The sequence below is a fragment of the Aerosakkonema funiforme FACHB-1375 genome (assembly GCF_014696265.1).
Lineage (GTDB): Bacteria > Cyanobacteriota > Cyanobacteriia > Cyanobacteriales > Aerosakkonemataceae > Aerosakkonema > Aerosakkonema funiforme_A.
Genome location: NZ_JACJPW010000044.1, coordinates 23166 through 43003 on the forward strand (window position 1 = coordinate 23166; position 19838 = coordinate 43003).

19 protein-coding genes are annotated in these 19838 nt (G+C 46.7%); 11 read left to right on the top strand and 8 right to left on the bottom strand.

The genetic code is table 11. The annotated features are described in order from the left end of the window. Positions 1–64: 64 nt before the first annotated feature. On the bottom strand, positions 65–262 hold the full coding sequence (locus tag H6G03_RS17920; RefSeq protein ID WP_190466077.1) for a hypothetical protein: 198 nt from the start codon (positions 260–262) through the stop codon (positions 65–67). A 216-nt stretch (positions 263–478) separates the two neighbouring features. Beyond that, positions 479–721 carry a hypothetical protein gene (locus H6G03_RS39280; protein WP_190466080.1) on the bottom strand — a complete coding sequence of 81 codons (243 nt, stop codon included), beginning with the start codon at positions 719–721 and terminating at the stop codon, positions 479–481. A 159-nt stretch (positions 722–880) separates the two neighbouring features. Between H6G03_RS39280 and glyA the strand changes: the two genes are divergently transcribed. From glyA to aroQ, 5 genes are all read left to right on the top strand, one after another. Next, positions 881–2164, top strand: coding sequence for a serine hydroxymethyltransferase (gene glyA / locus H6G03_RS17930; protein WP_190466083.1), 1284 nt, complete (start codon positions 881–883; stop codon positions 2162–2164). 115 nt (positions 2165–2279) lie between these two features. Continuing rightward, complete coding sequence (locus tag H6G03_RS17935; RefSeq protein ID WP_190466085.1) at positions 2280–3371, top strand: glycosyltransferase family 4 protein; 1092 nt, start codon at positions 2280–2282, stop codon at positions 3369–3371. 23 nt (positions 3372–3394) lie between these two features. Beyond that, the gene (locus H6G03_RS17940) at positions 3395–4642 is read left to right on the top strand and encodes a competence/damage-inducible protein A (RefSeq protein ID WP_190466089.1); all 1248 of its coding nucleotides are present in this window, start codon (positions 3395–3397) and stop codon (positions 4640–4642) included. Between the two features lie 211 nt (positions 4643–4853). Continuing rightward, a complete protein-coding gene (locus H6G03_RS17945) occupies positions 4854–4991 on the top strand; it encodes a hypothetical protein (RefSeq protein WP_190466092.1) in 138 nt (45 codons plus the stop codon). 37 nt (positions 4992–5028) lie between these two features. Continuing rightward, complete coding sequence (aroQ, locus tag H6G03_RS17950; RefSeq protein ID WP_199315350.1) at positions 5029–5487, top strand: type II 3-dehydroquinate dehydratase; 459 nt, start codon at positions 5029–5031, stop codon at positions 5485–5487. Positions 5488–5512: 25 nt separating this feature from the next. Here the strand turns inward: aroQ and H6G03_RS17955 are convergent, their stop codons facing one another. Then, the gene (locus tag H6G03_RS17955; RefSeq protein WP_190466094.1) at positions 5513–6706 is read right to left on the bottom strand and encodes a sensor histidine kinase; all 1194 of its coding nucleotides are present in this window, start codon (positions 6704–6706) and stop codon (positions 5513–5515) included. Between the two features lie 261 nt (positions 6707–6967). Between H6G03_RS17955 and H6G03_RS17960 the strand changes: the two genes are divergently transcribed. Continuing rightward, positions 6968–7963, top strand: coding sequence for an ADP-ribosylglycohydrolase family protein (locus tag H6G03_RS17960; RefSeq protein ID WP_190466100.1), 996 nt, complete (start codon positions 6968–6970; stop codon positions 7961–7963). A gap of 98 nt (positions 7964–8061) precedes the next feature. After that, entirely contained in the window at positions 8062–8544 is a 483-nt protein-coding gene (locus H6G03_RS17965) for an acyl-CoA thioesterase (protein WP_190466102.1), read from the top strand. 52 nt (positions 8545–8596) lie between these two features. Here the strand turns inward: H6G03_RS17965 and H6G03_RS17970 are convergent, their stop codons facing one another. Beyond that, positions 8597–8815, bottom strand: coding sequence for a hypothetical protein (locus H6G03_RS17970; protein WP_190466105.1), 219 nt, complete (start codon positions 8813–8815; stop codon positions 8597–8599). Between the two features lie 757 nt (positions 8816–9572). On the opposite strand from H6G03_RS17970, the gene H6G03_RS17975 reads away from it, so the two are divergent. Then, positions 9573–13385, top strand: a complete 3813-nt coding sequence (locus H6G03_RS17975; RefSeq protein WP_190466108.1) for a WD40 domain-containing protein — start codon at positions 9573–9575, stop codon at positions 13383–13385. Positions 13386–13399: 14 nt separating this feature from the next. Here H6G03_RS17975 and H6G03_RS17980 read toward each other — a convergent pair whose 3' ends face one another. The 4 genes from H6G03_RS17980 to H6G03_RS17995 all read right to left on the bottom strand — a co-directional run bounded on the left by H6G03_RS17980 (position 13400) and on the right by H6G03_RS17995 (position 16816). Continuing rightward, positions 13400–13564, bottom strand: coding sequence for a hypothetical protein (locus H6G03_RS17980; protein WP_190466111.1), 165 nt, complete (start codon positions 13562–13564; stop codon positions 13400–13402). Positions 13565–13671: 107 nt separating this feature from the next. Then, on the bottom strand, positions 13672–14169 hold the full coding sequence (locus tag H6G03_RS17985) for a tetratricopeptide repeat protein (protein WP_190466114.1): 498 nt from the start codon (positions 14167–14169) through the stop codon (positions 13672–13674). Positions 14170–14173: 4 nt separating this feature from the next. Continuing rightward, positions 14174–15361, bottom strand: coding sequence for a 1-deoxy-D-xylulose-5-phosphate reductoisomerase (gene dxr, locus H6G03_RS17990; RefSeq protein ID WP_190466117.1), 1188 nt, complete (start codon positions 15359–15361; stop codon positions 14174–14176). A 171-nt stretch (positions 15362–15532) separates the two neighbouring features. Next, positions 15533–16816, bottom strand: coding sequence for a molybdopterin molybdotransferase MoeA (locus H6G03_RS17995; RefSeq protein ID WP_190466186.1), 1284 nt, complete (start codon positions 16814–16816; stop codon positions 15533–15535). A 210-nt stretch (positions 16817–17026) separates the two neighbouring features. Here H6G03_RS17995 and rpmG point away from each other — a divergent pair, with 210 nt between their 5' ends. From rpmG to H6G03_RS18010, 3 genes are all read left to right on the top strand, one after another. Next, the gene (gene rpmG / locus H6G03_RS18000) at positions 17027–17215 is read left to right on the top strand and encodes a 50S ribosomal protein L33 (RefSeq protein ID WP_190466120.1); all 189 of its coding nucleotides are present in this window, start codon (positions 17027–17029) and stop codon (positions 17213–17215) included. Between the two features lie 128 nt (positions 17216–17343). Beyond that, positions 17344–17559 carry a 30S ribosomal protein S18 gene (gene rpsR, locus H6G03_RS18005; protein WP_190466124.1) on the top strand — a complete coding sequence of 72 codons (216 nt, stop codon included), beginning with the start codon at positions 17344–17346 and terminating at the stop codon, positions 17557–17559. A gap of 255 nt (positions 17560–17814) precedes the next feature. After that, positions 17815–19833, top strand: a complete 2019-nt coding sequence (locus H6G03_RS18010) for a ribonuclease catalytic domain-containing protein (RefSeq protein WP_190466127.1) — start codon at positions 17815–17817, stop codon at positions 19831–19833. Positions 19834–19838 lie beyond the last annotated feature (5 nt).

Consider the following 19838-nt stretch of genomic DNA (forward strand, 5'->3'; position numbering starts at 1 on the left):
GATCTTAGTTCCAAAACACTCTCGACGTCTACAGATTAAAAAAATTAAATTCCAGACACCGAGATTATTCAATGTTGGTAACTCGGAAGCCCATTTGGCACTCGTACTGCTCTGGTTGATTTTCGGCGAGTTTGCGGATTGCATGACCGCAGCGGAGTTGACCGCCCCTCCAGCGGGGTTGACCGCTGCGATCGGCCAGCAAACAGTTTTGACAAACGATTTGGGAGGGAACGATCCCATCCTCCATTACCATGACAAGCATTTCACACCTCCCTCATAGGGTCGATGCCACTGAATTCATTGTATGCCAGGGTTCTTGGGCGATAGTGTAAAATCATCGAAATTCCTGGGTCTCTTCACCCCGCCGTTGAACGGCGGCTTTGCTTTTTGTGTGATAATAGTTACAGCTAACTTAAGATACAGACCTAATTTGCCGTGGGTTGAAACCCCCTAACACCGGATTCGTAAAGAGTTAGTTTCAACTTCGCCCTGTATCAGGCGTTTTTTGAAAGTCATTGCGTGGAAATTGAATGGACTTCTGAAGCATTGCCAAAGTCCTCTGAGGCTGAAAGCGAGGTCTGTACAAAACTGCCAGCGGTAAACCGATCAATGCTGACATCAATGGCAGCTTGAATATCATCCGAAAAGTATTCCCCAATGCTTTTACAGCAGAGGGGATAGTGAGTGCAGCCGTTGCACCCTTGAAGGTGAGAGCCTTCATAAAGAGTCGAAAATTGAGACAGGTAACTTTGTCCAATTTAGCTTAAACGGTTATGATGATGGACGCGGCACGCTTGACAAGAGCGACTGCACAAGCGTGGGTGGGATAGATCGACCGCGCATTACGATTTCTTCTTTTGCTTTCCTAGAGATTTGCTTTGTGACTAACACTAACTTAGAATTTTTGCACCAGACCGATCCGACGATCGCAGAATTCATCCAGCAGGAACTACAGCGTCAACGCGACCATCTGGAACTGATTGCCAGCGAGAACTTTACCTCGCCAGCTGTTTTAGCAGCACAGGGTTCTGTTTTAACTAATAAGTACGCAGAAGGGTTACCCGCTAAGCGCTATTATGGCGGCTGCGAGTTTATCGATAAAGTCGAACAACTGGCGATAGACCGCGTAAAACAACTGTTCGGCGCAGCCCATACCAACGTACAACCCCATTCAGGCGCTCAGGCTAATTTTGCCGTTTTCCTGTCCTTGTTGCAACCAGGGGACACGATTATGGGAATGGATTTGTCCCACGGCGGACACCTGACCCACGGTTCGCCAGTCAACGTTTCCGGGAAATGGTTCAAAGTTTGTCACTACGGCGTCAGTCAAGAAACAGAACAACTAGACTACGATCGGATTCGGGATCTGGCAAAACAACATCGTCCCAAATTGATTGTTTGCGGTTACTCAGCATATCCCCGCATCATTGAATTTGACAAATTCCGCAGCATCGCAGACGAAGTAGGTGCTTACCTGCTAGCCGACATTGCCCACATTGCCGGATTAGTGGCTACCGGTCATCACCCCAATCCCCTCCCCTACTGTCACGTCGTCACCACCACCACTCACAAAACTCTGCGCGGCCCTAGAGGTGGTTTAATTATGACCAACGATCCAGAATTGGGCAAACAACTGGATAAAGCCGTTTTTCCAGGCACTCAAGGTGGGCCGTTGGAACACGTCATCGCTGCGAAGGCAGTTGCGTTTGGAGAAGCCCTCAAACCAGAATTTAAAACTTATTCGGCGCAAGTCATCGAAAACGCCCGCGCTTTGGCGAACCAACTCAAAGAACGCGGCTTTAAAATTGTGTCTGGGGGCACGGATAACCACCTCATGCTAGTTGACCTGCGTTGCATCGGTATGACCGGCAAACGGGCAGACCAACTCATGGGAGAAGTAAACATCACCACAAACAAAAATACAGTTCCCTTCGATACCGAGTCGCCCTTCGTTACCAGCGGCTTGCGATTGGGTTCTCCAGCCATGACCACACGGGGCTTGGGAACGCCAGAGTTTATCGAAATTGGCGATATCATAGCCGATCGACTTCTCAATCCGGAAGACGGCACAGTTGCCCAGGAATGTCGCCGTCGAGTGGCTTCTCTATGCGATCGCTTTCCTCTGTACCCGCACCTCAGCATACCAGTACCCGCACTGGCGTAGCAGCTATGAAAATATTCGATCGCTTCCCTTACGGATTGAGAGCGGGAACAGTGAAGGTCTGAAATGTAGTAGACTCTGCCTGACGCATTTTTGTCGCACTTCCTACTGATTTCAGATGCCTTACCCCTACCATCTGATTGCCTTTGCAGTCTCTGCCCTAGTTGTCCTCTGGAGTACGCCAGCTGTCAACAAATTTGGCCTCAAAAGCGGACTGTTTGACGTACCGGACAAACGAAAAGTTCACCAGCGCCCGATGGTGCGCTTGGGAGGCGTATCCATTTTCGCCGGAACTCTGATCGCACTTTTAGTCGTGTGGTGGTCTGGCGGCTTTGTAGATGCCCGTGGCCAGATTCTCCCCCCAAATCAGGAGTACGAAATTTGGGGTGTCACAATTGGAGGTCTGGCCTTTTTCTTGATTGGCTTAGCGGATGACTTGTTTGGCTTGTCACCTTTCACCCGGCTGTTGATCGAGGTAATCGTCGCCAGCGCATCTTGGAAAGCTGGTGTGCAAATTAATTTTCTCTCCATGCCTTTTCAGGACGCACTGCCATTGCCAGATTGGATCGGTCTGCCGATCACGGTACTTTGGTTAGTAGGTATGGTCAACGCCACTAACTGGATCGATGGTTTGGATGGTTTAGCCGCCGGTGTGTCAGGTATTGCCGCCTTCGTGATGCTGATTGTCAGCTTGTTTATGGGTCAACCAGCCGCAGCCTTAATTGTGGCAGCCTTGGCAGGTGCGCTGCTAGGTTTTCTCCGCTATAACTTCAACCCAGCCCAAATCTTTATGGGGGATGGCGGTGCTTACTTCGTGGGCTTTACCTTGGCTGGCGTTGGTGTGATCGGTTTGGTAAAAACTACAGCTTTCACTTCTTTCGCTCTGCCTTATGTGATTTTAGCAGTACCGATTTTGGATATGTCGGCTGTGATCCTCGATCGTCTGCGTCACGGTAAATCTCCGTTTATTGCCGATAAAAGACATCTGCATCACCGACTCCTCAAGGCTGGTTTATCACACCGCTTGACGGTATTGTTTATCTATTCCTTAACTCTGTGGGCGGGCAGTTGGGCATTGGCTTTTGCTGGCGTACCTCATGGGCTACTCTATGCTTTAGCTGGAACCTTGCTGCTGGGTTTTACCAGTTGGAAGGTATGGCAATACATTGCTAGGAGGAAGAATGAAAATTTTTCCCCTCCCAGTCCCTAGTCCCCAGTCGAAGTACACCTAAAATGACCGCAGAAATTATTTGTGTCGGAACTGAGTTACTGCTGGGTGATATTCTCAATACCAATGCCCAGTTTTTAGCCCAGCAATTAGCTCAATTCGGAATTCCTCACTATTACCAAACGGTTGTGGGAGATAACCCCGCACGCCTCCAACAAGTGCTGGCTATTGCGTGCGATCGATCTGAGATCCTCATTTTTACTGGCGGTCTTGGCCCCACTCCTGACGATCTTACGACGGAAACTATTGCGGACTTTTTTGGCGTCCCTCTAGAAGAACGGCCAGAAATTCTCGCAGATATCGCCGACAAATATAATCGGCGCGGACGCGAAATGACTCCCAGCAACCGCAAACAAGCCCTTATTCCTCAAGGCGCAGAAATTCTACCGAATCAGTGGGGAACAGCGCCCGGTATAATCTGGCAACCCCGCCCCAACCTTACTATCCTCACGTTTCCAGGTGTGCCGTTTGAAATGCAGCGGATGTGGCAAGCAACTGCTGTCCCTTACCTGAAAAGTCAAGGTTGGGGTAAAGAAATTATTGCAAGCCGGATGTTAAAATTTTGGGGCATTGCCGAAGCGGCATTGGCGGAAAAAGTTGCTCCTTTTTTGAATCTCTCAAATCCAACTGTTGCTCCTTATGCGAGTATGGGTGAGGTGAAATTGCGAGTTTCTGCTAAAGCTGCGTCTGCTGAGTTGGCTGACGAAATGATATCGCCAGTAGCAGCACAACTGCAACAAATTGCCGGTCTGGATTATTACGGCGCAGATGACGACTCTCTGGCTTCGGTAGTGGGAAAACTCCTCCAAGCAGCCAATGAAACTCTCTCCGTTGCAGAATCCTGCACTGGCGGCGGTTTGGGTAGTGCGATCGCTTCTGTCCCCGGAAGTTCTATTTATTTCCAAGGAGGGATAATTTCTTATGATAATCAGGTCAAGATTTCCTTGTTGGGAGTGAATCCGGATGACTTAGCTCAATATGGGGCTGTGAGCGAGACGGTGGCCAAGCAAATGGCAGCAGGTGTGCGATCGCTCCTCTCTACAACTTGGGGACTCAGTATTACGGGAATAGCCGGTCCGGGCGGCGGTACGGAAACTAAGCCTGTAGGTTTGGTCTACATCGGGTTGGCCGGGCCAAACGGCTTGGTGGAAAGTTGCGAGCATCGCTTTAATCCACTGCAAGACCGCTCTTTAATTCGCCACTTCAGCACTTGTAGCGCTCTCGATCGCTTGCGTCGCTATTTGTTGTCCTAAACTATTGAAAATTTATTAACAATCCTTAACCTTGTAGGATTTATTGGTTATCATAAAGTAAAGAACTCAATAACCAGTGCAACCATGCTGGAAAATTTTTGTATATTTAGATACAAAAATATTGGTTGAGTTCTCAAAACCTCAGACTTAATACTGGGTGTTTCGCTCTAGAGCGGAAGACTCAGGCAGTATTGAAGGAGCTGTCTTTTCAATGGACCTTATCGAAGATATACTGGAAACGCTGAAGGAATGGGCACGTAAAATTCTCGAAGTGCTGCTCGGCCCAGAGGTTCAACCGGAACCAGAACCGATTCCCATTCCTGTAAACGAACCAGGGCGTCGCCGCTAGTCCGTCTGAATTAAGTTAAACAATTGCAAAAACTAAATTGCAAAAACTAAGTATTCTGGTACTGCATGGCCCGAATTTAAACTTGCTGGGACAACGAGAACCAGGAGTTTACGGTAGTGTAACTTTAGATGAAATCAATCGCCTGCTAGAAAAAGAAGGGCAGGTGTTAACCGCTGAGGTAACAGCGCTACAGTCGAATCACGAAGGCATCTTAGTAGATGCAATTCACGGTGCTTTGGGGCGTCATCAAGGCATTCTGATTAATGCAGGTGCCTATACCCACACCAGTGTAGCGATTCGGGATGCGATCGCAGGCGTTGCGCTACCCACTGTAGAGGTTCATCTGAGTAACATCTATAAGCGGGAAGAATTTCGGCATCATTCCTGGATTGCGTCTGTTGCGATTGGGCAAATCAGCGGTTTTGGCGCGGAAAGTTACCGTTTGGGGTTACAAGCTCTGGTTAACGAGATCCGGAAATCTCAAACATCAGCTTAGGTGTGATTTCTTCGGCAAAACTTCGCTAGGCTGTAATCTGGAGCGGAAAAGTCACTGTAAAAGTAGACCCGACACCTTTTTGAGAATCAAGGTGAATTTCACCCTGGAGCAGTTTGACTAATCGGGCCACAATTGCCAGTCCCAAACCTGTGCTTTCTTTATCCCGACGAGCATCTTTTCCAAAAGCTTGGGAATAAGGTTCAAAAATGCGTTCTCTATCGTGAGGCGCTATCCCAATTCCCGTGTCGGTAATACGAATCGACCACTTTTGGTCTGCTTGTGCGAGACATTCTATTATAACACAACCTCTATCTGTATAGCGAACGGCATTACTGAGCAGATTGATTAAAATCCCTTGTAGCCGCAGAGGGTCTACGATCGCTTCGACGGGAGCGCGATCGCAATTAACTTGCAGATCCAAATTCTTTGCTTGTGCTAGGGGTTTAATCATTTCGGTAACTTCGTCAATAATGAGACTTACCTGTGTGGGAACTAGATTGAGTTTGATTTGACCGGATTCATAGCGAGCAAGTTCCAGCGCATCGTTTACTATGTGGAGCAAGTGTCGTCCACCATCTAGCACTCGCTCGATGTTGCGGATGTTAGGAAGGGAATCTTCCGATTTAACGGCTTTTCGTTGCTGGCGCAAAAACGTATCGGAGAAGCCAATAATAGCCGTAAGCGGTGTTTTAAACTCGTGGGCCATATATGCAAGGCTGTCCTGACTGGCGCGAACTAACCGCTTGAGTTCCTGATTGGTGAGGCTTAATTGCGCTTGAATGCGATCGATCTCCTCCAATCGCCCTTCCACATAACTTTTGAAACACTGGGATATCGCTTCGTCTATCACTCCATTAATCAAGTCAAGCGCTCGTGTAATTTCTTGGGGAGGACATTGAAGTAGCTCCGGTTCTATTTCCGAAAAAATCACTCGCCGCAGTATACTGTATTCCCAGGTAATTTCTGCTGGATCGAATCCTTCCTTGGCGCGATGGGTGCCATGCTCTACACTCGCATCTATAATAGTTGTCCTATTCTCTGCTTGAGAGTGAGACAGCGCTTTGACTAACTGATCGAGCAAGATTGTCAAAGAATTGCTCAACGCCGTATCCGATAGATTCTTTGCACTTTCTACGTGCTTGTCTTTGCGGACAGCATCCATCCACTTTTCTACAATCTGGTCAATTTTGGCAGCGAGTATTTGGCTGGGATCGAACATAGTTAATACAGCTATCGGCGATGGGTGATGGAGAAATGGCGAAGATACAAGCACAACAGACAAGCAAAACGATCGCCAATTACCGATCGCATTACCGTCTTTTCAAGATCGTCGCCTACACTCATTCCCCATTTCCTACCGATCTCAGGCTAAACTGCTTAATAGTATTAGACTTCTAACAAAAGATAGGTATTTGGCAAAGATAAATTAAGTTACTATGACGAATCTCGGTGTCATTGCAGTTGCTCATAAAATAGATTGATGCAGTACTCTCTATTAAGCAGGTTTCGCGGTGCCTTGCTGGGCGCTGCTGTAGGAGAAATTTGGGGCGCTTACGGTAACTCGTGGCAGCTGGGTGTAAAGCAACCTTCTGGGCAGCTGTATAGCTGGGGTCGTTTAGTTGTGCGCGGTACTGAAGGCTTGATCCGACAAGGAAAGTTAGATTTAGCCGATTGGCGCGAGTCTCCTGAAGAAACGCTACCTTCCCCCACAGACACAGGAAAGCATCAGGATATCACCGCTTCATCTTACTTTCCACCAAAAAGCGTTTCTGGTTCCGGCATCGTTGCGACTGTGCCGGTAGCTTTATTTTTCCATGAAGATGAAGCCAAACTGCGACAAAATTTACATCAAGTGGCAGATGTGTGGCAAGATGATTCTGTGCTGAAAGATGGCACTTTAGCTGTCGGATATGCGATCGCGCTGGCACTGAAAGAAAAACTCGATCCCGCTACCCTCATTCCGCAAACGCTTGAGTATCTTGATGTCGAAACGCCACTGGTACAGCAGCTTAAACAAGTCCAAAGTTTATTAGATGAAGGCGCTGGATTAGAAATGACTTTGGCAACTTTGATGCCCCGTCATTCCGCACCACGTCCTAATGCCGCTATTGCCTTGGCTTTTTACTGTTTCTTGAGTACGCTGGAAGATCTCCGCCTTAGCGTTATTCGGGCTTCTCGCTGTCCGCAAGCGCAGATTACCGGTGCGATCGCAGGTGCTATTTCTGGAGCTTATAACAGCATAGCCGGTATACCTGTAGGATGGCGGCTGGCTTTGGGCGATCGTCACAGCTCTTCCGGATATGAAAATGACTCACCTTTAGCTACATTATGGGGGCTAAATTCCGAAGCGGAGCTGTTAAGACTGGCAGCTCGTCTTCTCGCAGCTTGGTCTGGCGTTTACGATGCAGATAAATTCCTTATTGATACGAGTATTGTGGCAGCCGTTGCCGCTCCCAAAGTTATCAAACCGCGATAAAATAGTTAAGGGATAGAAAAGTCAAAAGTCAAAAGTCAAAAAAATAATAATGACAACTGACAACTGACAACTAACAACTAACAACTGACCGCTGAAAGATGAGCGAACAACTTCAACTTCCACCCACTGGCGCTATTCAAACCCTGCGGGAAATGGTAACGGGAACGTGGTTTGAATATCCAATCCGTGTACAACCTCACCACACCGACTATTCAGGCAACGTTTGGCACGGTTCTTACATTGCTTGGATGGAAGAAGCACGGGTAGAATGTTTGCGATCGATTGGCATTGAATTTGCGGATTTGGTAGCTTTGGGTTGCGATCTACCTGTGGTAGAACTTACCGTGCGCTATCATCGCCCCCTGCGAATGGGAATGACTGCAAAAGTTAAGGCGCGAATGGCAGAAATCGACGGCGTGCGCCTCAATTGGGATAACCAAATTCAGTCCTTAGATGGAGAAGAACTATATTTATCGGCGCGGGTAACGTTGGTAGCAGTCGATCGCGAAAAAGGTAAGATTATGCGCCAATTGCCACCAGCAGTAAAAGATGCCTTAGTCAGACTTTCCACCAAATTGTAAATGCTTTAAGACACTCTCTTTACCTGAAATAAAGGGAGTATTTTTTATGTGCTTATTTGTCAGTTACTGCTTGCCAAAATGCTTGGGGAATATAAATAATCTGCTGCCAAAGCTGATTGGGGCCAATGCCAAAGAATAACTGCAAAATCAAAACTATTATAGCGATAGTAATAGCAGTTTTAATAGTTGCTTTCACTACTTTAAGCAACAAGGTAAACACTAAACCAGCTACAACTATAGCAGCAATCCAAATAATTAGATCTATTGGCATAATTTGATTTATCAATACATAAAAGCGTAGTACCCAGCCAGCTATTTTCCACTATAGCTGGTAATTGTCAGGGAAGGGGCTCTAACTGCTGCTAGTAAGAACGCGATCGTAAGCAGTATTGCGGTTACATTGACCTACCAGTCTCAAAAACCGGGTTTGACAGCACAAACACAAGATAGTCTTTTTTGTTACATAACTCTAGTTACCTCCTCAGCAACAGCTGAAATCACGACTGGATCATAAATATGTAAATTTGTCAATGGTTTAAAGTAAAGTTGTTTGAAGAAGAAACTATCCCTAATTGCATAAAAAAGTTTATATTTTAAGCAGTTCCGGAATTTACCAGCCGCACTGTGTCCCTAGACTCTAAACTTTACATCGAACATCCTCCCATAAAAGAACCCCCCTTTCTCACCATCTCTTTGACTCTAAAACTGGTAAGCATTACCCTTAATAAAATGGTTTGACAAATGCGAAAAACTTTCCTAATAGACATCTCCTCCAAAGGAATCTCAAAGGCAGGCAGGATGCCTACCCCACAAGAATTTTTGGAGATGTCTAATGAGCGCTATCCTTGCTAAGGAAAAGCTCACAGATAACGCACTGTTAGCTGTGAATTCGAGCAGACATAAATATGCGTATTTACCGGGATAAATATATATACATTATTTAAATAATGCTCAATTTATGAAAAGTATTATTGTTGCAATAGCCAGGATAAGATACTGCAAACTTATAAAATTTTGGAGCTACCTAAATGGCTTTTATCAGGTATAAAGTTGGTGGCAGTCTTCACAATGGCGATCCTACATATGTTGTCCGTTCTGCTGATTCACAATTATATGAAGCAATGAAAGCAGGTGAATTCTGTTATGTGTTTAACTCCCGTCAGATGGGGAAATCTTCTCTGCTTGTGAGAGCAAAATATCAATTAGAAAAAGAAGGTTGCCTCTGTACTAGCATTGACATGACTCGGATCGGTAGTGAGAATATTACGCCTTTGCAGTGGTATAAGGGAGTCGTGGGAGATCTGTGGTTGGGGTTCGGTTGCTTGGGTAAAATTAACTTAAAATTATGGTGGCAAGAAAAAGAAGAATACTCGCTTTTACAAAAGCTAGGCGAGTTTATTGCTGAATTATTGCTGAAGCAATTCCCCACACGAAGATTGTTTATATTTATAGATGAAATCGATAGTATTATCAGTTTAAATTTTCCAATAGATGATTTTTTTGCGCTAATTCGCTATTGTTATAATCAACGAGCAATCAATCCAGAATATAACCGCATAAGCTTTGCACTGTTTGGTGTAACAAGCCCTTCGGATTTAATAAAAGATAAAAATAGAACGCCTTTTAATATTGGCAAAGCAATCGATTTACACGGTTTTACATTAGCAGAAGCGCAACCGCTAGCGCAAGGACTAGAGGGAAAGGTAAGTAATCCTCAAAACATTCTCAAAGAGATACTAGCTTGGACAACAGGACAACCATTTCTAACCCAAAAATTATGTCAATTAGTGGTTTGGACAGTTCAAGATGCACTCAGCGATAACTTAACTCTTCCTCCGGGAACAGAGGCTTTTTGGGTAGAAAATTTGGTGCGAGAGCGCATCATTCACAAATGGGAATCCCAAGATGAGCCAGAACATTTGCGGACGATAAGAGATCGCCTTTTGAGAAACGAGCTTCGTGCGGGAAGATTGTTGGGGCTGTACCAGCATATATTACAAGGTACAGAAGTACAGACGGATGACTCGCAAGAACAAGTGGATTTGTTGCTATCTGGTTTGGTAGTCAAAGACCAGGGAAAACTGAAGATTAGAAACCGGATTTATCAAGAAGTTTTTAATTTAGAATGGGTAGAAAAACAACTAAGTTCGCTGCGCCCTTACTCGCAGGTATTTGATGCTTGGATAGCTTCCAATCGAACAGATGAATCGCGGTTGTTGCGCGGACAAGCCTTAACAGATGCCCAATCGTGGTCGCGAGGCAAAAGTTTGAGCGACTTAGATTATCAGTTTTTAGCTGTGTCTCAAGAACTCGACAGGCGAGAGGTTGAGATCCGATTGGAGGCAGAACGAGCGGAAGAAGTAGAAGCGCGACTGGCAGAGGAACAAAAGAGACTGGCACAACAAAAAGAAAGTGCCCTGCTAGGAAAATTATTTATTGCCGTACTGAGTATTGCATTAGCGATCGCCATTGGATTGGGAGCGGCAGTTTTCTGGCAATACCGCAAAGCCGTCGTGAGCGAATGGCACGCCAGAATTAGTGAAGTTCAGGCACTCGCTTCATCATCTCAAGGATTGTTTGCCTCCCATCAAACATTAGATGGGCTGGTAGATGCCATCAAAGCAAAACAACGATTGCAAGGGAGAACATTAACAACAAGCTCATGGGGCAGTAATGTTTTCAAGCTTTCTACAACCCAGAATACAGATATAGAAACCGAGACTCAAGTTGAAAATGCACTGCAACAGACAGTTTATGGAGCTTTGGAATTCAACCGCCTGTCAGGACATACGGGCGCTATTTTGAGCGTTGCCTTCAGTCCGGATGGAAAGACTCTAGCAACTGCCAGCAACGACAAAACTGTCAAACTCTGGAAGCGAGACGGTAGCATCATCAGAACTATAAAATACGATTCGGTAGCCTACGGAGTGCAGTTTAGCCCAGACGGTCACCAGATTGCGGTTGCCTATGTAAATGGAATCGTGAATCTGTGGAATCTGGACGGCACTTTAGCAGGGAGCCTCTTAGGACATCGTGCGGCTGTTTGGCACGTTGCCTTCAGCCCCGACGGTGAGGTTCTAGCTTCTGCCAGCGCAGACAAAACCGTTAAACTTTGGAAACGGGATGGCACTTTGTTGAAAACATTGCTGGGACATCGCGGTAGCGTCTGGAATGTTGCCTTCAGTCCGGACGGTAAGACAATCGCTTCTAGCAGTGTAGATGCCACCGTCAAACTGTGGAAAACGGACGGTACTTTTGTGAAAAGTCTGGAAGGTCATCAGGCATCTGTTTGGGATGTTACCTTTAGCCCTGACGGAAAGCTGATCGCCTCTGGAAGCGCTGATAATACCATTAAGCTTTGGAAACGAGACGGTAAATTATTGCGAACGCTCAAAGGACACCAAGCGGAAGTGCATGGAGTGGCGTTCAGTCCAGACGGTCAGATCCTTGCCTCGGCAAGCTCAGATAAAACGGTCAAACTTTGGAAGTTGGATGGCATTTTTTCTGGCTTTTACAACGGTAATATTTTTAAACTTTCTGAGCCGACTTCTGAGCCGATAATGTTTAAAACTGTTCCAGAAGGCAAAAGAAAGCTACCAATATTTCAGGCTCCTCCGGAAGTTACTTTAAAAGAGCCAACTTTATTGAGAACGCTTAGGGAACACAGCGCTACTGTATGGGATGTTACCTTTAGCCCAGACGGTGAGACGATCGCTTCGGCAAGTTCCGATACCACTGTTAAACTCTGGAAACCGTTTGCGACGCTGCTAAAAACCCTTAACGGTCATACGGCGTCGATTTCGAGTATCGCTTTCAGTCCTGACGGTGAGCCGATCGCTTCTGCGGGTGCAGACCAAACAATCAAACTTTGGCGATCGGATGGTACTTTGCTTAAAACCATCCAAGCACACACTACTGGTGGAATCAATGGCATCGCCTTCAGCCTTGACGGTCAGATACTGGCATCGGCAGGTGACGACAATACGGTGAAACTTTGGCGTTTAGATGGCACTGCCAGCAAAACTCTTCAAGGGCATAGTGCGATGGTGCTTGATGTTGCCTTCGGCAGGCTAAATGTGACCTCTACCGATCGCTTCGAGCCCGGATTTTCGCCTGCCCACAAGTCAGAATTTATACAGCTTTTGGCATCGGGAGGTGATGATGGGGCTGTTAACCTATGGAGGGTTGACGGTATGAACCTTTTTGAAACCAAACCCTACAAACACCTCAAGGCTCACGGTTCTAGAGTTTGGAGTGTTGCTTTCAGCCCTGACGGTCAATACATTGCCGCCAGCGCAGATAATTTAATTGATTTATGGAAGCCTGACGGCACTTGGCTTGGGAGCCTTCAGGGACATAAAAATGCTGTTTGGGCAATTGCGATCGGCCCAGATAGTCAAACTATTGCCTCCGCAAGTGTGGACGGGACAATTCAACTTTGGAGAAAAGATATTACGGGTGAGTTTGAAACTAAGCCCTACAAAATACTGACTGGCCCTAATATGAGCGGTTTTACTGCCATTAGTTTCAGTCCTGACGGTCAGACGATCGCTGCTGCCAGTTCCGACAATACCGTCAAACTGTGGAAGTTAGACGGCACTTTGCTCAAAACTCTCAGCGGACATACCGCCAGTCTTTTTGCGATTTCTTTCAGCCCAGATGGTAAGGCGATCGCTTCTGGGGGTGATGACCAAATGGTGATTCTGTGGGACTTAAACCGCATTCTCAAGCTCGATCCGCTAGAGTATGGCTGCAAGTGGGTGCGAGATTATCTGCGAACTAATCAAGAAGTACATCACAGCGAGCGCCATTTGTGCGATCGTATTGGCAGGCGCTCATGAGCAATCTGGCTCAACTACTGCTGATGCTGTGCGATCGTCTCCTGTATTTGTTGATAAAAAGCCATATTTCTACGTTTGAAACAGATTATCGCTGCTGTTTGGAAATCTGCGATCGCTCCGAAAATATCTCCTTGTCCTAATTTGGCTACAGCTTGGTTAAACAATTCTTCTGCATTCATTTTGACTAACCTTAAAAATTAATTGTATAATTCAAAAACTCCTTGTTTAATTTCCGCTTACATCCTTGGAATGGATAGTATTTATACTTCCATATTATCGGATTGAATCAGATGTTGCCATCCTGGGTTATATCCTTTGAATATTTTTGATATTTCTCCATTGCATCTTGGTATCGCGGCATATTACCTTCTTGTTGATAAATTAATGCTGCCGTCTGCAAATCTTCGATCGCACCTTGCTTATTGCCAATATAAATGCGGAGATTTCCCCGTTTGTAACGGGCGTCACCATCTTTTGGATTGAGTTGAACTGCTCGATCGCAATCTGCTATCGCCGTTTGTATTTCTCCTATTTTAAAGCGGGCGACACAGCGGTTGGTATAAGCTAGATAATTACTAGATTGGCGTCGAATTACTTCGTTGAAATCGGCGATCGCACCTTGGTAATCTCTTTTTTCCAACCTTTCCAATCCTCGGTTATAGAAATGTTCTCCCATTTTTTGATTAATGAGGATTTTCGGCTCTTGGGCAGAGCAAGCCCCTATTAATCCGCCAATGGCAGCAGAAATTACTGAGGTAGCGATCGCCTTTTCGATATAATTCATTTTATCAAACTGAAATCACAGGCTTTTCCAACATTTTACTGGCTGACAGAACTTCTTGACGCGCCCACTTATCTGCTGCCAAAATATCATCTAAAGATGGATTTCGTTGATTGTCCGATTGATGGCGATCGCAAGCCCGCTCAATCACTTTCGGAATATCTAAAAAGCCGATTTTCTCTTCTAAAAATAGCGCTACTGCCTGTTCGTTTGCCGCATTCAATACCGCAGGCATTGAACCACCCGCACGACCGGCAGCATAAGCTAACTGCATACAAGGATATTTTTGATGATCCGGTTCTCGGAAAGTTAAACTACCAGCTTTCACCAAATCCAAGCGTTCCCAATCAGTGTAAATTCGTGACGGCCAAGACATAGCATAAAGCAGCGGCAAGCGCATATCCGGCCAACCCAACTGAGCCAAAACAGAAGTATCTTGCAATTCTATCAAAGAGTGAATAATGCTTTGGGGATGAATCACAATTTCGATATCGTCGTAATCCAAACCGAAAAGAAAATGCGCCTCAATTACTTCCAATCCCTTATTCATCAATGTAGCAGAATCGACAGTAATTTTGCGACCCATCGACCAATTGGGATGCTTCAGCGCATCTGCAACTTTAACTTCTGGCAACTTTTCCACAGGCCAATCTCGGAAAGCACCGCCAGACGCCGTAAGCAGAATGCGCCGCAAACCTCCTGGTGGAACGCCTTGCAGACACTGAAAAATCGCTGAATGTTCGGAATCTGCTGGTAATAGCTTGACGCCGTGTTTCTCTACCAAAGGTATCACGACCGGCCCCCCAGCAATTAAGGTTTCCTTATTTGCCAAAGCGATATCTTTGCCAGCTGCGATGGCGGCGATAGTAGGTAGCAATCCCGCACAACCAACAATACCAGTTACCACAGATTCTGCATCGCCGTAGCGTGCCACTTCGATCGCACCCGCTTCGCCACCCAGTAAAATCGGTTGGGGGTCGAGGTCAGCAACCGCCTCTTTCAGTTCTGGCAGCTTATCTTCAGCGCAAATAGCGGCAATTTCCGGTTTAAATTGGCGAATTTGCTCAGCTAGCATCTTCACATTGCTTCCTGCTGCCAATCCCACAATCCTAAACTGGTCGGGGTACTGAGCGACGATATCCAGAGTCTGAGTACCTATTGAGCCGGTGGAACCAAGAAGTGTTATCGCTTTCACAATTGTTTAAGAATTAAGGGCAATTTTACTATACGCCTGCTAGGGATTAGGGGCTAGGGGTTAGGGGTTAGGGAAGGAGAGAAGAGGGGGGAGCGGGGGAGCGGGGGAGTGGGAGAATTAAAAGTTAAAAGTCAAAAGGAAAAAAGGGAGTTGGGAATGGTGGGCTAATCGTTAATTTAGCAGGGGAGAGCCGACCTGTAAAACTTTTACCATTTCTCCAGGGCGGATAAATTTTACATCGACTGGCAGAACGGCTAAACTATTAGTTTGGGCTAAATTAATCAAATTACCAGAACTGTGACTTCCTCCGGCTAAATCAAATTCGTACAGGCCATCTACTAATTGCAATTTACCCCAAAGATAACTTTCCCGCTTACCATCCGATCGCAACTCTTGCTGCGATCGCGCCTGCACAAAATTTGGGCCCCAAGATTGGGAAAGTCCGGCCAGTTTTTTCAGCGCAGGTTGCACGAACCGCCAGAAAGTCACCAAAGATGATACTGGATTTCCTGGCAAACCGAAATATAGGGTATGGGGGATAGGGGATGGGGGAGAGGAAGAAATTTCCCCGGACTGGGAGAACGTCGCGAAAGTCAGCGGTTTACCCGGTTTGATCGCAATGGCGCGAATGTGTATTTCGGCACTAAGGGAAGCCAAGATTTCATCGACGTAATCGTAATCGCCAACTGAGACACCGCCGGAAGAAATTACCATATCAGCAGAGGCGATAGCTTTGGCGATCGTACTTTTGAGCGCCTCCGGTTCGTCGGGAACAATACCGAGCATTTCCGGTATTCCGCCGCTTTGCGCTACCAACACCGCCAAAGCGTATTGATTCGAGTCTACCAGCTTACCGGGTTGCAAAGCTCGGTCTGGGGTTACCAATTCGTCGCCAGTGGAGATAATTGCCACGCGAGGGCGACGATAAACGGAAAGTTGGGTACACTGGGCAGATGCCAGCACAGCAATTTCCGTAGCACCGAGAGCAATTCCCGCTGGTAATAGCGGTTCGCCAGCTTTGTAGAAAGCACCCTGATGGCGGACAAATGCTTGCGGTTCTGGTGCTGAGTAGATGAAAATGCGATCGCCTTCTCGCTTCGTTACTTCCTGCATGACCACCGTATCCGCACCGGCTGGCATCATCGCACCAGTCAATATCCTCGCAGCTTGTCCCGGTTGAATAGTATGCTGGGGTTGATATCCGGCGGGAATTTCGGCCACAATTGCCAAAATCGCTGGTTTTTCGGCACTACAGCCTTGCACATCAGCATAACGCACCGCATACCCATCCATCGCCGAGTTATCCCAGTGGGGAAAATCTAGTTGACTTGTGACTGGTGTCGCTAAAATCCTCCCCATTGCTCCCAACAAGTCTACAACTTCTGTATCCCGCGCTGTATCTAGCGGTTGCACCTTTTCTAAAATAATTGCTTCTGCTTGTTCAACCGAAAACATTGCCATCCACCCACCCTCAAAACTTCTTCTTATACTAAAAAACTTCTCCCCCTCTTCCCTCTTCCCCTAGTCCCTAACCCCTAGCCCCTAGCCCCTAGCCCCTAGCCCCTAGCCCTAAAAACTTCACAGATCGGTTGCTGAAGCTACCCATTTTATGAAATGATAGATATTTGTGTTTAATTCTGCCCTGACGTTGCAGCTAGTAAACTTATGGCTAAAGGTGTTCGTATCATAGTGACACTGGAATGTACCGAGTGTCGCTCTAATTCAGTGAAGCGATCGAATGGCGTGTCTCGTTACACTACCCAAAAGAACCGCCGCAACACGACGGCAAGGCTGGAACTGAAGAAATTCTGCACTCACTGTAACAAACACACAGTTCACAAGGAAATCAAGTAGATGGGAATTGGGACTGTTGAGTGGGGACTGGAAAAAAGCCTTGTATCCAGAACCCTTCATTTAGAATCCTACATTCCAATGCGCCATTACCTTTTTACCAATTACCTTTCACCAAATACCAATTGTCTATGACCTACTACCGTCGTCGCCTCTCTCCCATAAAACCAAGCGAACCGATCGACTATAAGGATGTCGATTTATTACGTAAATTTGTGACCGAGCGGGGTAAAATTTTGCCGCGCCGCATCACAGGTTTGACCGCCAAGCAACAAAGAGACTTGACAATAGCGATTAAGCGTGCTCGCATACTGGCACTGTTGCCCTTTATTAACCAAGAAGGTTAAGCAGATTTTGGATTTTGGATGCAAGGATTTTAGATTTAGGACTACAAAGAAACCCGGTTGCTATGAAAAATCGTGGTTTGGGAAACTGGAAATCCAGTAAAAACCGGGTTTCTGACTCGCAAGAGCCTAAATCCTGAGATTATTAGGCTACAGCTAAGTTCCAAAGTATTTGCCACTAATACAGCTATCCCCACATCCAAAATCTAAAATCTAAAAATCTAAAATTACAAGACTGCACGGGGATAACGACAAATTGTGGAAAAAGGAAGGCTGATAGAAGTTCGGCTGCACGGAGAGCGGCGGTTGACAGTTGCAGAACGCCCGGAAGGCAAAACAAAGTGGGTCGTGCAAGATGAGCGCGGTCAATCATATACCGTCAATCCCCAGCAAATCAGTTATGAAGTGACTGGTCAAAGTTACCAGCCAAAGGATATTCCTAAATTCCGGCAAGAGGTAGAGCTGTATCTCGACCCTTCCAGTTTGGAAATAGCCTGGGAAATATTGGTCGAAGATGGTACGAGCGTCAGCGTAGGCGAAATGGCGATGCTACTGTTTTCCGAGCAAAGTGCGTCTGTGTGTTACGCAGCTTACTACCTGCTGTCGGAAGACAAACTATATTTCAAACAAAAGGGAGACCGCTACGAACCTCGCTCTCGCAATCTTGTTGAGGAACTGAAACATCAGTTGCAAGTAGCGGGACAGCGCAAACGAGAATCGGAAGAATTTTTGGTTCGCGTGCAGCAAGCTCTTTCTGGTGAACCGGTAGAATGGCAGAGTAGCGATCGCACTCGTTTGGAGGCATTAGAAAAGTTTGCCTCTCTGGGAGAAGAAGCTTCCGGACGTTCTGTAGCCCAAGAAACGCTGGTAGCTTTGGAACGAACCAACACTCCCCAAGCGGCTTTCGATCTCCTGGTGCAGATGGGTTTGTGGAGTACGCACGAAAACCTGTTTCTGCGGCGCAGCCAGATCCCTGTTAACTTTGCAACTAAGGTGCTAGAAGTGGCTCAGCAGCGTATCGAGTTTCCCCCTCCCGATGCGGACACAAATCGTCTGGATTTAACTCATCTGAAAGTTTACACGGTAGATGATGAAAGTACCCGCGAAATAGATGATGGTTTGAGCTGTGAAACAATGGCTGATGGGCGGAAAAAACTTTGGGTTCACATCGCCGACCCCACTCGCTGGGTGATGCCGGGGGATGAATTAGATCTGGAAGCCCGCCGTCGCAGTACGACCCTTTATTTGCCGACCGGGATGATTCCCATGTTCCCTCCAGATTTGGCGACCGGCCCGATGAGTTTAGTGCAGGGCAAAATTTGTACAGCCCTCAGTTTTGGTATTGTACTCGATGAAGATGGAGCCGTGCAAGAGTACAGCATCCATGCCAGCATTATCAAGCCAACCTATCGCCTCACATACGAAGATGTGGATGAGATGCTGGAATTGGCTGTCCCCGCCGAACCGGAATTAGCTGCGATCGCATCTTTAGCGCAACGGCGGGAAAAATGGCGGCGTTCTCAAGGAGCGATCGGCATTCATCTGCCAGAAGGATTGATTAAGGTTGAAGATGACGAGATTTATATCCACGTTTTAGAAGATTCGGCTTCTCGCCAAATGGTAGCAGAAATGATGATCGTTGCCGGTGAAGTCGCCGCTCGCTACGGTCAAGCTCACCAAATTCCTTTGCCGTTTCGCAGTCAGCCTCAACCAGAATTACCCTCAGAAGAGGAATTGCTCCAATTGCCCGCCGGGTGGGTTCGCGCCGCCGCCATGCGTCGATGTATGCCGCGCAGCGAAATGAGTATCATTCCCGCTCGTCATGCCGGTCTGGGTTTGCAGATTTATACTCAGGTAACTTCTCCCATTCGTCGCTATACCGATTTGCTCACTCATTTCCAAATTAAGGCTCATCTAAGAGGAGAACAGCTGCCTTTTTCAGCTGAAGAAATGAAGGAAGTGATGATGAGCGTTACAGCTGTCAGCCAAGAAGCGAGTTTAGTAGAACGCCAAACCCATCGTTATTGGGCTTTGGAGTATCTGCGACGCAATTCCGATCGAGTATGGCAAGCACTGCTGTTGCGTTGGTTAAGGGAAGATGACAGGCTAGGTTTAATCCTGTTAGAGGATTTGGGATTGGAATTGCCGATGGTGTTTCGGCGTTCTGTGTACTTAGGCGATCGCATGGAAGTGCGCGTTACCCACGTCGATCCCCGCCAAGATGCGATCAAGTTCCAAGAAACAGTCGATCGGGCGGCGCAAACAGCAGTTAGTTAAAAACT